The sequence below is a fragment of the Gemmatimonas sp. genome (assembly GCF_041689975.1).
GTDB lineage: Bacteria > Gemmatimonadota > Gemmatimonadetes > Gemmatimonadales > Gemmatimonadaceae > Gemmatimonas.
Genome location: NZ_JBDNFF010000432.1, coordinates 1 through 15,293, shown reverse-complemented (window position 1 = coordinate 15,293; position 15,293 = coordinate 1). Strand labels below are relative to the sequence as shown.

Sequence of the window (15,293 nt, the reverse complement as noted above, 5' to 3'; positions counted from 1 at the left end):
GAAGAGGGGTCACTGGTAGCGCTGGAAATGTACACAGGCCACTTTGGCGCAATGGATATGCACGCGCGCCAGCCGGCCGGGTATGCCGCCCGTCTGGGCCTCTTCTCCGGCACCATGTTGGTTGTGGGCGGCATCATCGGCTCGGGCATCTTCCTGTCCCCTTCGGTGGTGGCGCAGCGAGTCGGTACCGCGCCGCTCACCCTCGCCGCCTGGGGCATCGGCGCCGTCGTGGCCATCATCGGCGGTTTCGTGTACGCCGAACTGGGGGCCCGCCGTCCGCAGGCGGGAGGCACCTATGTGTACCTCCGCGAGGCGTTCGGCACGCTGCCCGCCTTCCTGTACGGCTGGGCGCTGTTCCTGATCATGGCAACCGGCGCCATCGCCGCCGTGGCGATGACAGGCGCCAGCTACCTCGCCACGCTGCTGGGGTGGGCGCCGGAGAACGCACGGGCGATCGCCATCGCCCTCATCGTCATCCTCACGCTGCTGAACGTGCTGGGCGTGAACATCGGCGCCACCACGGGCAACGTGCTCACGGTGCTCAAACTCTCAGCCATCGCCATTCTGGTGGTCGCGGCGCTCGTCATGTCGCCGGCGAACGCGTTGCCCGTACCCGCGGTCGCCGCGGTACCACTGGCCCCGCCGCAGGGCATGGCGGCCAATGTCGTCGCCATGGGCGCGGCGCTGGTGCCCGTGCTCTTCGCATTCGGTGGATGGCAGCAGACCAACGCGGTGGCCGAAGAGCTGCGCGACCCCGCCCGCACGCTACCGCAGGCGCTCATGCTCGGCGTGCTGATCGTGGCCGCGACGTATTTGCTGGTGAACCTGGCCTACCTGCGCGCGCTCGGTGTGGAAGGACTCGCCGCCAGCAGCGCGCCGGCCGCCGACACGATGTTCGTGTACCTGGGGCCCGCCGGTCGCACGCTGATCACCTGCGGCATTGTCGCGTCCACCATCGGCTTTCTGGGCATGGTGATTCTGATGTCGGCGCGCGTGTATCAGGCCATGGCTGCCGATGGCCTGTTCTTCCGGAGCATGGCCGCATTGCACCCCACCACGCGCACGCCGGTGGTGGCATTGGTCGCGCAAGGTGCCGTCGCACTCGTACTGCTGTTGACCGGGACGTATGGCCAGTTACTCGACTACGTGGTGTTTGCCGATTGGATCTTCTTCGGCTCCACGGCCGCCACGCTGTTCGTGCTGCGGCAGCGCGATGCGCGTAGCCATGTGCCGTCGCTGGTGCACACACCGGGACATCCGTTCACCACGCTGATCTTCATTGCGACGGCCATCTATGTGGTGATCGGGTCGATCATCTCGAACCCTGGCAATGCCGCGCGTGGCGCCGGACTGCTCGCGCTCGGCGTGCCCGTGTATCTCTACTGGAATGCCCGCCGCACATCGTCGCAACCACCGATCGCGCTGTGACTGAGACCATGACCGAGACACCAACTGCCAGTGCGCGTGTCACCGCGCTGTACCTCCATCCGCTCAAGTCGGCGGCCGGTATTCGCGTGCAGGAAATCACGCTCGACGAGCGCGGCGCTGTGGGGGACCGACGATGGGTGCTCGCGGACGCGAATGGCGCCATGATCACTGCTCGCGAAACGCATCAACTGGTGCTGATTCACCCGTCTTTCCTGTCGGACGATCGGAACGGCGGCATTCGGCTCACGGCCCCCGGACTCTCGCCGTTGACCGTTCCGATCGAGGCGATCGATCGCGCCGCGCCGACGCAGCTCGTACGCGTGTGGGACGACGACGTCGTGGCGCACGACGCGGGTAACGCGGCTGCGGCATGGTGTACTGCTGCGGCTAGCCGCGCATGCCGCCTCATGCGCCTGGCCGACGAGGACCGCCGTCCGCTCGCGTCGCGCTTCGCGGGGTCGATCGATGCGCAGTCGCGCTATGTGGCGATGTCCGACGGTGCGCCGTTGCTCCTGCTTGGATTGGCCAGCATCGACGCGCTCAATGCCCGCCTGATCGACAGCGGATACGCCGATGTGATGGACCCGAGACGGTTCAGGGCGAACGTGCTGCTGTCCGGCATGCCGCCGCACGACGAAGATACGTGGCGCGATATCCGAATCGGCAGTCTAAACCTGAGTGTAGGCTCAGCCTGCACGCGTTGCGTACTGACCACCGTCGATCCCGACTCCGCTGAAAGCGGCCACGAGCCACTGCGCACCTTCGCGCAGTATCGGCGAGCGAATGGCGGCGTGATCTTCGGCATGAACACCACGCATCGGGAAGCCGGTGTGATTCGCGTAGGCGACGAGGTGCAAGTCGTCAGCCTGCGTTAGCGCGCTGTCTCAGCACCAGCCAAGAGAAATTCGGCGACGGCCCCAATCGTGATCGGGTCGCGCAAGATCCGTCGGTGGCCCACGCGCTCCACCGGCAGCAGTGCGGCGCCGGGCCAGAATCCCGCGATCCGCTCTGCATGAGCGAAGGGCACTTCCTTGTCGTCGACCGCATGGACCACCAGCGCCGGTACATCCACCGAACGCAACGCGCCCTCGATGTCATCGGTGCGATAGCCGCGCGCCTCGATACGACGTCGCGCGTCGCGCACGAAATGGTCGGTCGCTTTTGGCGGCAGGTGCATCTCGGCCGAGAATCGGTGCAGCACGTCGAGCAGCGACGATGGGCTGGCAATGAGCGCTGCACGGGATACGGAAAGTCCCGACGACAGGGCGAGCGCGATACTACCGCCACCCATGGAGTGCCCCACCGCCGCGTAAAGGGGAATGATCTGCGTGCTGACCTCGATCAACGCTTCAGCGAAGCGATACGGATCTGATTGCTTCCCACGCGAGTGGCCGTGCCCCGGTGCGTCGATAGCGACCACACTGAAGCCGCCGGCGAGCAGTGCAGGGGCCAGTGCGGCAAACTGTGTTGCGCGTCCTTCCCAGCCATGGATCAGGGCCACTGCCGGACCGTTGCCGGCGCGCAGTACGGACAGCCCGCTCGTCAAGCGCTGGCGGGTGGCCATCGCCTCGAACGGCAGCTCCCAGTCGCGCGGCGCGAACTTGCGTGGCGTCGCGAAGATCCGGCGGCTTATGCGTGAGGCCAACGACGGCGCGACGCGACCAAGGGTGCGGTTTGCCCCGCGAATGATGCGGATGCTGGCGGGGACGTCGTTGGCCATGGTGAAGTATGGCTGATACGCGCGACGGTCGGCCACCCAAACGAAAAGGCCACCGCGTTGGCGGTGACCCTTTTCGTGTCAGAATTCGTATTCAGCTCCCGGGGAGGGACTCGAACCCCCGACAGGGTGATTAACAGTCACCTGCTCTACCTGGCTGAGCTACCCGGGAATATCGACGGCCGTCGCCGCCGTCTCGCACAACCGCGAACGGCCATGCAAGAGCATCATAGTATCGTCATCCCACCCGATTGAGTCAAGCGGGCAGCACCGTCCTGAGCCATCGTCCCGTGTGCGAGGCCGCCACTTTCACGATCTCCTCCGGCCGGCCCGTCGCCACCAGGTGCCCGCCGCCGTCGCCGCCGTCGGGACCCATGTCCACGATCCAGTCGGCCAGCTTGATCACATCCAAGTTGTGTTCAATCAGCACCAACGTGTGCCCCTGATCCAGCAGCCGTTCGAACACCTGCGCCAGCTTCCGGATATCCTCGAGGTGCAGGCCGGTAGTCGGCTCATCGAGCACGTACAGCTTGCGGGCACCGCCCCGAGCCGTCAGCGCCAGTTCGCGGGCAATCTTCAGCCGCTGGGCCTCACCGCCGGACAACGTGGTCGCCGGTTGCCCCAAGCGCAGGTAGCCCAGCCCAACCTGCTGCACGTGCCAGAGCGCCTGCGCCAGCTTGTCCTCGCGCGGGAAAAACTTGATCGCTTCGTCTACGGTGAGCTCGAGCACGTCCGCGATGTTGCGGCCGCGCACCCGCACCTCGAGCACGTCCGGCTTGAATCGCTTCCCGCCGCAGGCGTCGCAGGGCACGAACACGTCGGCCATGAACACCATCTCCACTTCGATCGCCCCGGCGCCTTCGCACTGATCGCAGCGACCGCCGGCCACATTGAACGAGAAGTGCCCCGGGGTATAGCCGCGCGTTTTCGATAGTGGCATCTCGGCGAACAGCTTCCGCACTTCGTCGTAGGCTTTCACGTACGTCACCGGGTTCGAGCGCGGCGACTTGCCGATCGGGCTCTGATCCACGAGAACTACGTCGTCGAGAAACTCCTCTCCCGACAGCGACGTGAACGTTCCCACGGTTTCTCCCAGATGCTCCTTGGCCGAATGCTCGCCGTGCAACCGTGCTTCGATGGCGTGGAACAGTATGTCGTGTACCAGCGTGCTCTTGCCCGAGCCCGACACGCCGGTCACCACGGTCATCGCGCCCAGCGGGAAGCGCACGTCGACGTTGTTCACGTTGTTCGCGCTGGCGCCTTTAAGATCGAGCCAGCGCGGCCCGACCGCCCGTCGCTTGGCCGGCAACGGAATCGTTCGTGCCCCCGTGAGGTACTGCCCGGTGAGCGGACTGTTGGCGATCTCCGCGATCGGTCCGGCGAACACCACCTCGCCACCGCGTTCACCGGCGTGTGGGCCCAGCTCCACCATGTAGTCGGCGATGCGCATGGCCGCGAGATCGTGCTCCACCATGATCACGGTGTTGCCGTGATCGCGCAGGCGCACGAGCAGCGCGAGCAGCTTGTCGAGGTCGCGCGCGTGCAATCCGATGCTGGGTTCGTCCAACACATACGTGGCATCCACCAGCGCCGCACCCAGTGCATTCGACAGCGTGATACGCTGCGCCTCGCCACCCGACAGCGTCCGCGTGGCGCGATCGAGCGTGAGATACGTCAATCCGACATCCGCCAGAAAGCGCGTCCGGCTGCGCGCTTCGCGCAGCACCGCCTCGGCGATCTGCGTGTCGCTTGGTGACAGCGCGAGCGTATCGAGCCACGTGTGCAGATCGCGTACCGGCATCCGCGTCACGTCGGCGATCGTGCGATCCTGAATGCGCACCGCCATCGCATCAGGCTGCAGCTTGGCTCCGCCACAGTCACGACAGGTGCGCGCACTCTGATACTTGCGCAGGAAAATGCGGATGTACTGCTTGTACCGCTTCTCTTCGAGCGCTTCGAGAAACGGGAAGATGCCGGTGTATGCGCGCGACTTCGCGCGTAGCAGCTGGTCGCGTGCTTTCACCGGCAGCGTCTTCCACGCGGCATCGGGTGACACGCCGAGTGAGCGTGCGAACTCCACGACCGTGCGACGCTGCTTCTCGTAGCGCGGTGCCGTCCACGGGTCGATCGCCCCGTCACGCACCGAGCGATCCTGATTCGGCACGATCAGCGCTTCGTCGTAGTCGAGCGTTGCCCCGAAGCCGTTACAGGTGGGGCAGGCGCCACGCGGATTGTTGAACGAGAACAGCTGCGGCGACGGCGTGGGCGCGCGCGTGCCGTCGTTGGGGCACTCGAACCGCTCGGTGAACGCCAGTCGTGACACTGGCGTGTTGCCCGTGCTCGCCCGCAGCGCATCGGGAGGCAGCACCGGCTCCGGGAACAGTAGCACCGTATCCCCGTCGCCCTCGTTGAACGACGTCTGCACCGCATCGGCGATGCGACCGGGGGCCGATGCCTCCACTCGCAGTCGATCGATCACGATCTGGACATCGCCGGCCGCCGCGAGGTCGATGCCTTCGGCGTCGACGTCGTCCAGATGCACGATGCGTTCACCGAGTGCCACGCGCACCAGCCCGCGCGCCCGCAAGTTTTCCGCGATGACGGCGTGCGTGACTTCGCTGGAGCGAATCAGCGGGCAGGCCACCATGAAGCGCGTGCCCTCGGGAAGTGCCATCACGGCATCGGTTACCGACTGTACGGTGTCGGGACGCAGTTCGCGACCGCATACGCGGCAGAACGTGTGCCCCACGCGCGCCCAGAGCAGCCGCAGATAATCATAGATCTCCGTGGCCGTGCCTACAGTAGACCGCGACGTACGCGTGGGATTCTTCTGCTCGATGGCGACGGCAGGGGAGAGCCCCTCGATCGAATCGACCGCCGGTTTCTCCATCCGCTCGAGAAACTGCCGCGCGTAGGCCGACAGCGACTCCACGTAGCGCCGCTGGCCTTCGGCGTAAATCGTGTCGAAGGCGAGCGACGATTTGCCCGAGCCCGACACGCCGGTGACAACCGTAATGGCCCGGCGTGGGATGTCGAGATCAAAGCCCTTCAGGTTGTGCTGACGGGCACCACGGATACGAATGCGATCCTTCATGTCGTGAAAACTATCGGAGCGGCCCGCTAGATTCCGCATTCCATGGCTGCTTCAGCGAACACCTCGTCATCCACCGGCGACGACGCCCTCGGCAAGGCATACGACGCGCGCCTCGTGCGGCGACTGCTGGCCTACGTGCGCCCGTATCGCGCGCTGGTCGTCATGGCGCTGGCGTGCATCATTGTCCAGTCCGGAATGCAGGTGATCGGACCGCTGCTCACCCGCTGGGTCATCGACCGTGCGCTCCCGTCCGGAGACAGCGGACTCGTGGTACAGGTTGCACTCATGTACGCGGCACTGCTGGTGGCCCAGTTCGGGGCGGCCTTCGGTGAGACCGTGTTCACCTCGCTGCTGGGGCAGCGCGTGATGCGCGACCTGCGGCGCGAGCTGTTCGAACGACTGCAGCGCCTCCCCGTGGCGTACTTCGATCGCAATCCGGTGGGACGACTGGTCACCCGCGTCACCAGCGATGTCGAGGCGCTCAACGAGCTCTTTACGTCCGGAGTCGTGGCGGGGGTCGGCGACCTGTTCACGCTGCTCGCGATCGGCGTGGTGATGCTTTCGGTGGATTGGCAGCTGGCGATGGCCGCCTTTGTGGTCATCCCCCTGGTCCTGGTTGCCTCGCGGGTCTTCCAGAATTCGGTGCGTACGGCGTACCGCGACGTTCGCACCCGCCTGGCGCGCCTGAACGCCTTCATCGGCGAGCGGATCGGTGGCATGCGCATCGTGCAGCTGTTCGGTCGCGAGGCGCATGAGGTCCGTCGCTTCGATGCGCTCAACCAGTCGCATCTCGACGCCCATCTCAAGTCGATCACGGTTTACGCGCTGTATTTTCCGTTGATCGAGTTCCTCACCACGTTCGCGCTGGCCAGCCTGCTGGTCACCGCCGGCTTCCGGGTGGGGAGCGACGCGATCACGGTGGGTACCGTGGCCGCCTTCCTGCAGCTCGTGCGACGATTTTTTCAGCCGCTGCAGGATCTTTCCGAAAAGTACAACATCCTCCAGGCGGCGATGGCCGCGTCCGAACGCATTTTCGGCTTGCTCGATACCCCAGTCGCGGCCGGCGTCGCCTGCCCCCCCGATCGCGAAGCCCGCGTCGGCGCCCTGCGGTCGAACGGCGTGACTGTCGCGTTCGAGGATGTCTGGTTTGCGTACGATCGGGAGCAAGGGGTGTCCGAGGATCACACGCCGGCGTCGCCTAGTACCGCCGATGCGCTCCTCCCGATGGCGTCGGGAGACCCACCGGGCGGTATCCGCTGGGTGCTCAAGGGCGTGAGCTTCCGGGTGGCACCGGGCCAGGAGATCGCGCTGGTGGGGCACACGGGAGCCGGCAAGACGACCATCGTCAACCTCCTGCTTCGGTTCTATGAGCCGCAGCGTGGCCGCATTCTGGTCAATGGCGTGGACATTCGCGAACTGCCGGTGGACGTGCTCCGCTCGGTCATCGGGTACGTGCAGCAGGACATTTTCCTCTTCGCGGGCGACGTGGCCGGCAACCTGCGGCTCGACGCCGCTATCGACGACGAGACCCTCGCCGCGTCCGCTGCCCGGGTCGGCGCCGACCGGGTCATTGATCGTCTTCCCGGCGGTTGGCACCACGAACTGGCGGAACGCGGTGGAGGCGTGAGCGTGGGCGAGCGGCAGCTGCTGGCTTTCGCGCGCGCGGTGGCCGCTGATCCGGCGTTGCTGATCCTCGACGAAGCCACCAGCGCCGTCGACTCACAGATCGAGGCGGAGATCCAGCGGGCCGTGTCGGAGCTCATGCGCGGCCGGACCACGATCGCGATAGCCCATCGACTCAGCACCATCGTCGACGCCGACGAGATCCTCGTGTTGCATCACGGCGAGGTCGTTGAACGGGGCACCCACCGCCAGCTGCTGGCCCGTGAGGGACTCTACGATCGGCTCTTCCGCCTGCAGGTCGGCGAGCCGCAACGCATCAATTCGGGTGAAAACAAGGCGTTGTGGGCTAATGGCGAGCCCCTGAAGGCCAATACTGATCTGTCGGCGAGCTCGGCGTCGCGCTTGCCAACCGACGCAACTGTCGGGTAGCTTCGCTTTTCCGCATCGTGTCCCATTCGTCATTCTCGGTCAGACCCCTTCCTATCCACGTGCAGCTATCCGTCGCCGCCGGCACAGATGTCGGGCGCATTCGGGCAGGCAACGAAGACAGCCTTTATGCGGACGCCGATCAGGAGCGAGGGCTCTTCATCGTTGCGGATGGCATGGGCGGTCACGCCGCTGGCGAAGTGGCCAGTGAGATGGCAGTGCAGATCGTTGCGCGCGACCTCACTGATGTCCGCGACCTGACGGGCAACCCGCCGCTCTCTCGTATGGGTGAAGCGCTGAGGGCCGCCAATCGGGCCATCTACGAGCGCACCATCCAGGAAGCCGACAAGCAGGGTATGGGCACCACTGCCTCCTGCATCATGATCGGCCAAGGACGCTGGATCATCGGTCACATTGGTGATTCGCGCGTCTATCTCCTGCGTGACGGCGCCCTGCGCCAGCTCACCAAAGACCACTCCTACGTGCAGGAACAGGTCGACGCCGGCTTTCTCACCCCGGAGCAGGCGCGCTACCACCCCTACAGCAACGTGATCACCCGTTGCGTGGGCGCCAATGCAGCGGTCGAAGCCGACGTGCTGAACGGGGAAATCCAGAACGGCGATCTCTATCTCGTCGCCTCGGACGGCCTGACCGGCATGGTCGAGGATCCGCAGCTCAAAAAAATCCTCGAGTCGCGCCAGACGCCAGGACGCATGGTCGACGCCATGATTACCGAGGCGAATCGCCGCGGTGGGCTCGATAACATCACCGCCATCGTCGTCCAGGTTCTCCAGGTGCATGGCTCCGGCAGCACCGGCACGACCGGCGAACAGGCTGCCGTTTCGCATGCCTGAGGAGTCGGTCGGGGACGTTGCCGAGCTCTACCTCGGCAACGTTCTCTACGCCATAGAGCGGTGTGCCTTGTCGCTGGAAACCGACGAGAAGCCGCTCGATGCAGCGTTCTACCGTGGCATTGGCCGCAAGCTGGCCGACGCGCACGGACGCACGAAGCCCCGTTCACCGGACCGTCCCTGATGTCCAACACACCTCATCGCGCTTGCCTCGTGGCCGGCCTCTCGCTGGCCCTCGTGGCCCTCGCTGCCACGCCCGCACGTGCGGCGACCACGGCGGCGCCCGCTCGTGCGCCGGGCTGCGTAGTTTCTCAGGACAGCACCTTGATGGCGCTGTTCACCAGCGGCCAGAGCTTCCCCGATTTCCTCGCGGCCGCCAAGGCGCGACGTGAGGGGTGGCTCAAAATGGCCGACAGCGCGCGGGTGGACGACGCGCTGGTGGCGCGCGCCAAAGCCGTGGGTGGTACCTGGCACCTGCTGGTGGTCGCCATCGATGCCTGCGGTGACTCCATGAACAACGTCCCCTATTTGGCCAAACTGTCGGAGATGGTACCGGGGCTCGATCTCCGCATGGTGCTGCCGGTGAACGGCCGACCGGTGCAGGACAGCCACCGCTCAATTGACGGCCGCACCGCCACGCCGACCTTTGTGCTCCTCGACAGCAACGGGAACGACGTGGGGTGCATCGTGGAGCTGCCACGCGAAATCCGCGATTGGGCGCATGGCGTGCGCGGAAAGGTCAGTAGCGATTCGCTGCATGCGGGCATTCGCACGTTCTACGCCGCCAATCGCGGCGTGGCCATTACCACCGAAGCGGTGGAGATGTTGGAAGCGGCGAAGGCCGGATCCCCGCGCTGTGCGCGCGGAACCCGGCCGTAAGGGCTACCCGGGCAGCGCTACCCGAGCAGCGCTGTCCCGGCGTCGAGTCGGGCCCGCACCACATCAGCGTCTTCGCGGAGCGCCGCCAGCACCCGCTCTTCCGGAACCGGCGCGCGGTCGGTCGTGAACACGCGAAGACGACGCGCGCTGCGATAGAGTTCGTCGCTGAGTCGGGGCAGGTTGATCGCACCTTCCCATCCGGCCGCCGTGAGCTGCTCCACCCGACCATCGCGACGCTGCATGGGAATATCGAGCCCCAGCATCTGCGTTTTGGCCGGATAGTCGACCAGCACGGCGCCGGCCGGTAAGCCCAACTCGCGCGCGAACGCATCCTCGACGCGTCGGGTGAGATGGAAGTCGCTGGCGATCCACTCGCCGACTTCGTCGCCGAGCGTGGCCGCCGGGCACTCGTAGGCGCGCTTGTGCAGCCGTCGGAAGCGCAGACCGTCCAGCATCGCGCGCGCCTCGACGGGCAACGTCGGCACATCGAGATGCACGAGCAGCCCTTCGTCGGTGAAGTGCGCGACCTTGTCGGAGGCCACATGGCCCGAGTCGAGTGCGACGGCAACCAGTCGTTTGTACATGGCCGTCGCGCTGCGTACGGCATGATGCCAGTACACGTTCCGGTACATCTGGTACTTCGCGAACAGCAACGATTCGAGCGCCGACAATCCCTTCTCATGTACGCCGACCATGCGCGTGGTGCGCCCGGGAGTCTGCACGATCACGAGTGAGTTGAGCAGTCGATCCACATCGATCTCGCCATACGGCACGCCGCACATCGTCGCATCGCGCTTGAGATATTCGATCTTGTCGAGATCGAGTGAGCCCGAGATGAGTCCCTGCAACGCGTCGGTGCTGCGACCGGTGATCAGCGCGAACACCTCGTCGGGAGCCGACGGCCCGAGCGCGCTGCGCAGCACGGTGGCCACGGGCCCCGACGTGATCAGCGGATGCGCGACCAGTTCGTGATGGGTGACGCCGATCTCTTCGAGCGCGTGCGAGAACGGGTAGTGCCCCACATCGTGCAGCAGCGCGGCCGCCCGCACGATGTGTTGTGATCGGGCATCGATGCCGTCCAGCGCGCCGCGTTCTTCGAGCAGGCGCAAGGCGACGCCGGCGAGGTGCCACGCCCCCAACGCGTGCTCGAATCGCGAATGCGTCGCTCCCGGATACACCAGAAAGGCGAGGCCGAGTTGGCGCACGTAGCGCAGACGCTGGACCACCGGCGTTTCCAGCAGCGCCAGCGCCAACGGATCGAGACGGATGTTGTTCCAGAGCGGATCGCGAAGAATCTCCATGCAGAAAGATATGAAGCGCGGACGTCAGCGGGGCATCAGCGGGCCGGCAAACGGGTCCGGAACGCCCTGGGCCGGGAGGACTCGCCTCAGCGGTCAACGAAATCACGGGGCCCCGTGTATTGCGCGTAGGCAGTCCCACGTCGGATTTCCCTGTGAAAAGACGTCCCACATCCGCTCTTAACGCGGGTGCCGTTCCTCGTCTCCATTGTCGTGAACTATACATCTCCGTTTCTCAGACGGTTCGTCGGCGCCATCGGATTGCTCCTTGTGTGCAGTCTGACGTTGGCCGCACAGGCCGTCGACATCATCCGTGGCCGTGTGCTCGGCACCGACGCGCAACCGATTTCGAACGTGCTCGTCACAGCGACGACGCTTGGCGGCAACGTCAGTCGCTCATCACGCACCGACAAGAACGGGCGCTACACGATTTCCTTTCCCGGCGGGGAAGGCGACTACTGGGTGACTTTTGCGGCCGTCGGCCTTGCCCCGCGTCGCTATCAGGTGATGCGGACGGCCGATCAGGAAATCCTGATCGCCGACGCGCGCATGGCGCCCGCGACAGTTACGCTCGATGCCGTGCAGGTCTCGGGGCGGGCTGCCGCGTCGCGCAGCGATACGGTATCCGACGTGTCGGGTACGGAAAAGACGCTTGACGATGCCACCGCTGGTTTCCTCAACGTCGATCAATTGGGCGATCTGGCGGCGATGGCGTCGGCCATTCCCGGGGTGCAGCTACTCCTCGGTGCCGACGGCGGCGCTGACGCCTTCTCGGTATTCGGCTTGGGCGGCGACCAGAACAACACGCAGCTCAACGGACTCAACTTTGGTGATGCCGCGTTGCCGCGCGATGCCAACGTGATGACATCGCTCTCCACGTCGCCGTACGACGTGTCGCGCGGTGGCTTCTCCGGTGGTCAGCTGCAGGTCCGCACGAGATCGGGCTCCAACTTTATCCGCCGCGGCCTCAGCGGCAACCTGATCACGCCGCAGATGCAGTGGCTCGACCAGACCGGTCTCGCCACGGGTCAGCAGTTCACGAACATGTCGCTTGGCGGCTCCGCGTCGGGACCGATCAAGGCGGATCGCGCCTTCTTCAACTCGTCGTTCCAGTACGATCGTCGCTTGCAGGATTTGCAGACGTTGCTGAGCGAGAGTTCGCTGGGCTTCGAGACGGCCGGTGTGGCGGCCGACTCGGTGGCGCGCCTGCTCAACATCCTTGGGGCTGGCAACGTGCCGATCACGGTGGGTGGCTATTCGCCGGAGCGGATTCGTACGACTGCCACGATGCTGAACAGCTTCGATTACGTGCAGCCCAATTCGAATCGTGGCAACACGTTCGCCATCACGCTATCGGGAAACTACTCCGGAACGGCTCCGGTGGGCGGCGGTGGAGGCGGTGGTGCTGGGTTCGGCGGCTTCGGTGGCGGCTCGGCCAGCTTGTTCACGCCCACGCGTGACGGCACACGCGACAATTACGGTGGCGCCTTGCAGGCGCGTCACAGCGGTCTGCTCGGCTTCAAGGGCATCTTCACGGAAAGCACGATCGGCTATAGCCTGAGCCGCAACGCGTCCGATCCGTTCGCCATTCTCCCAGCTGGTTCGGTGCGCGTGAATTCGCAGCTGGGCGATGGGTCGGCAGCGGTGAGTAATCTACTGTTCGGCGGCTCGCCCAGTCTGAACACGTCGTCCAGCAACTCGTCGCTGGCGGCGAACAACACGATGTCGTGGTTCTCCGACGACAACCGTCACCGCGTGAAGCTCACCAGTGAGCTGCGTCTCGATGAGTTCTCGCAGAACGTCCCGTTCAATCAGTTCGGCTCGTTCAACTACAACTCGCTGACCGACCTGCAAGCCAATCGACCGGTCTCGTTCACCCGCACGCTATCGCCCCGTATGCGGGCCGGTAGCCAGATCGTCGGAGCGATGTCCCTAGGGGATGCCTGGCGCCCCACGAGCAATGTGCAGGTGCAGTTTGGTGTGCGCGTCGACGGTAACCACTTCTCGAAGGGGCCGCAGTCGAATCCAGCCGTGTTATCGGCGTTCGGCTACGACAATGCGGAAACGCCGAACCGCCTGTACGTGAGTCCGCGCGTTGGTTTCTCGTGGACCGTGGGGCAGGCCGACCAGATGACACTACTTCCCGGAATGGTCCGCGCTCCGCGCGCCGTGATCCGCGGTGGCGTCGGTGTGTTTCAGAACACGCCGGGCACGCAGCTCATCTCGAACGCCATCGACAACACCGGCCTCCCTTCGGCGCTCCAGCAGCTCACCTGCTTTGGTGCCGCCACGCCGACTCCGAACTGGACGGCCTACGCGGTAAGCGAAGCGAACATTCCGCGCGCCTGCGCCGACGGCACCAGCGGCACGGTGTTCGCGAACAGCTCGCCCAACATCACGCTGTTCGTGCCCGACTTCCTCGCACAGCGCTCTATTCGCGGCAACCTGCAATGGGCCGGTGCGGTGCTCAAGAATCGGTTCCTGCTCTCGGTGGACGGCACGTACTCGCGTAATCAGCGCCAGCAGGGCGCTGTCGATCTGAATTTCCCGGGCATCCAGCAGTTCACGCTGGCCAACGAACTGAATCGGCCCATCTACGTGACGCCGTCGGCGATCGTGCCGACGACCGGCGTCGTGGCGTGGCGCAACGCGCGCGTAGACGACGCGTTCGGTCGTGTGACTGGGCAGACCTCGACGCTCGATGCGGAAAGCAAGCAGATCAACCTCAGCTTGCGCCCGGCGGTCTTCAACTCCCGCTATGGTTGGAGCGTGGCCTACGTGCTGGCCGATGTGCGCGAACAGTTCCTCGGCTTCAACAGCACGGTCGGTTCGCCGAGCGGTACCGAATGGTCCAGGGGTGCTTTCTTCTCGCGTCACCAGATTCAGTATTCGGTCAGCTACAACGCGTGGGATGCCGTGCGCATCTCGTGGAACGGCAACCTCCGCTCAGGCGTGAACTACACGCCTACGATCAATCAGGACTTGAATGGTGACAGCTACGGCAACGACCGGGCGTTCATCTACGATCCGGCCACCGTCACCGATCCGGCGCTCAAGGCCGGTCTCGAGAACCTGCTGGCGACCGGCACGAGGGAAGCCGTGTCCTGCCTGCGCAGCCAACTGGGCCAATTCGCCGCGCGCAATTCCTGCACAAGCCCGTGGACGATGCAGGGCAACCTGAACATCTCGTTCAACTCGCTCAAGGTCGGCCTGCCGCAGCGCACCACCCTCAGCCTGCAGATCGCCAATCCACTCAATGGTCTCGATCGCCTCGTGAACGGGGAGTCGGGACTGAAGGGGTGGGGCGCCTTCGTGGTCCCGAGCGGCCCGCTGCTCTTTGTTCGCGGCTTCGACGCCGCCTCGAACAGCTTCAAGTATGAAGTAAACGAGCGCTTCGGCTCCACGCGCCCGGCGCAGACTACGCAGCGCGCACAAGCGACGTCTTTCACGATGTCGATGCGCGTCGACGTCGGCCCTACGCGCGAGCAGCAGCAGCTGTTGCAGCAGCTCGATCGTGGCCGCTCACGCGCCGGCAACAAGCCGACGTTGCAACAGCTGCGTGGTACGGCGACCTCCGGCATCATCAACCCGATGCAGCAGTTGCTGCAGCAGGCGGATACGCTCAAGCTCACGCGCAAGCAGGCCGACAGTCTGGCCACGCTCAACCGCTACTTCGTGCTCCGCTCAGACACCATCTGGAACCCCGTCACCAAGTTCCTGTCTGAGCTGCCCGACAAGTACAACCACGACGACGCGTACGGCCGCTACAGAGATGCCCGCGAGCAGACGGTCGACATGCTCATCAAGATCGTGCCGGACATCAAGCGCATGCTCACGCCGGTCCAGATCCGCGTGCTGCCTACGTCGTTGGTGAGCTTCCTGGATAAGCGCACGTTACAGGGTTTGCGCTCGGGTACCGCCGGTGGGAACCAGTTCGGCGGCGGCGGTATGCGTGGTGGCTTTGGTGGTGGTGGTGG

The 15,293-nt window shown here is 65.3% G+C and carries 10 protein-coding genes and 1 tRNA gene; 7 read left to right on the top strand and 4 right to left on the bottom strand.

Going from position 1 to position 15,293, the window contains the following annotated elements; translation table 11 throughout:
- Positions 1–51 precede the first annotated feature (51 nt).
- Both ACESNG_RS24150 and ACESNG_RS24145 read left to right on the top strand, forming a co-directional pair.
- Complete coding sequence (locus tag ACESNG_RS24150; RefSeq protein WP_373071272.1) at positions 52–1,428, top strand: APC family permease; 1,377 nt, start codon at positions 52–54, stop codon at positions 1,426–1,428.
- A gap of 8 nt (positions 1,429–1,436) precedes the next feature.
- Positions 1,437–2,303, top strand: a complete 867-nt coding sequence (locus ACESNG_RS24145; RefSeq protein WP_373071270.1) for an MOSC domain-containing protein — start codon at positions 1,437–1,439, stop codon at positions 2,301–2,303.
- Here ACESNG_RS24145 and ACESNG_RS24140 read toward each other — a convergent pair.
- From ACESNG_RS24140 to uvrA, 3 genes are all read right to left on the bottom strand, one after another.
- Positions 2,300–3,148: an alpha/beta fold hydrolase gene (locus ACESNG_RS24140; RefSeq protein ID WP_373063538.1), complete on the bottom strand. Its 849-nt coding sequence runs from the start codon at positions 3,146–3,148 to the stop codon at positions 2,300–2,302. The genes ACESNG_RS24145 and ACESNG_RS24140 overlap by 4 nt on opposite strands.
- Before the next feature lie 95 nt (positions 3,149–3,243).
- Positions 3,244–3,317: transfer RNA gene (locus ACESNG_RS24135), tRNA-Asn, on the bottom strand.
- 84 nt (positions 3,318–3,401) lie between these two features.
- Positions 3,402–6,239: an excinuclease ABC subunit UvrA gene (gene uvrA, locus ACESNG_RS24130; RefSeq protein ID WP_373063540.1), complete on the bottom strand. Its 2,838-nt coding sequence runs from the start codon at positions 6,237–6,239 to the stop codon at positions 3,402–3,404.
- Positions 6,240–6,281: 42 nt separating this feature from the next.
- Between uvrA and ACESNG_RS24125 the strand changes: the two genes are divergently transcribed.
- From ACESNG_RS24125 to ACESNG_RS24110, 4 genes are read left to right on the top strand one after another with little or no spacing between them, the layout of a single operon-like run.
- Positions 6,282–8,291 (top strand): ABC transporter ATP-binding protein, encoded by a 2,010-nt coding sequence (locus ACESNG_RS24125; RefSeq protein WP_373071268.1) that lies wholly within the window; start codon positions 6,282–6,284, stop codon positions 8,289–8,291.
- A 59-nt stretch (positions 8,292–8,350) separates the two neighbouring features.
- Complete coding sequence (locus ACESNG_RS24120; RefSeq protein ID WP_373061141.1) at positions 8,351–9,142, top strand: Stp1/IreP family PP2C-type Ser/Thr phosphatase; 792 nt, start codon at positions 8,351–8,353, stop codon at positions 9,140–9,142.
- A complete protein-coding gene (locus ACESNG_RS24115; RefSeq protein ID WP_373061140.1) occupies positions 9,135–9,323 on the top strand; it encodes a hypothetical protein in 189 nt (62 codons plus the stop codon). Before ACESNG_RS24120 ends, ACESNG_RS24115 begins: the two co-directional genes overlap by 8 nt.
- Entirely contained in the window at positions 9,323–10,018 is a 696-nt protein-coding gene (locus ACESNG_RS24110) for a thioredoxin family protein (RefSeq protein WP_373061139.1), read from the top strand. Before ACESNG_RS24115 ends, ACESNG_RS24110 begins: the two co-directional genes overlap by 1 nt.
- Before the next feature lie 17 nt (positions 10,019–10,035).
- Here ACESNG_RS24110 and ACESNG_RS24105 read toward each other — a convergent pair whose 3' ends face one another.
- A complete protein-coding gene (locus ACESNG_RS24105; protein WP_373061138.1) occupies positions 10,036–11,319 on the bottom strand; it encodes an HD domain-containing protein in 1,284 nt (427 codons plus the stop codon).
- Positions 11,320–11,529: 210 nt separating this feature from the next.
- On the opposite strand from ACESNG_RS24105, the gene ACESNG_RS24100 reads away from it, so the two are divergent.
- On the top strand, positions 11,530–15,293 hold a 3,764-nt coding region (locus ACESNG_RS24100; RefSeq protein WP_373071266.1), incomplete at its 3' end, for a carboxypeptidase regulatory-like domain-containing protein.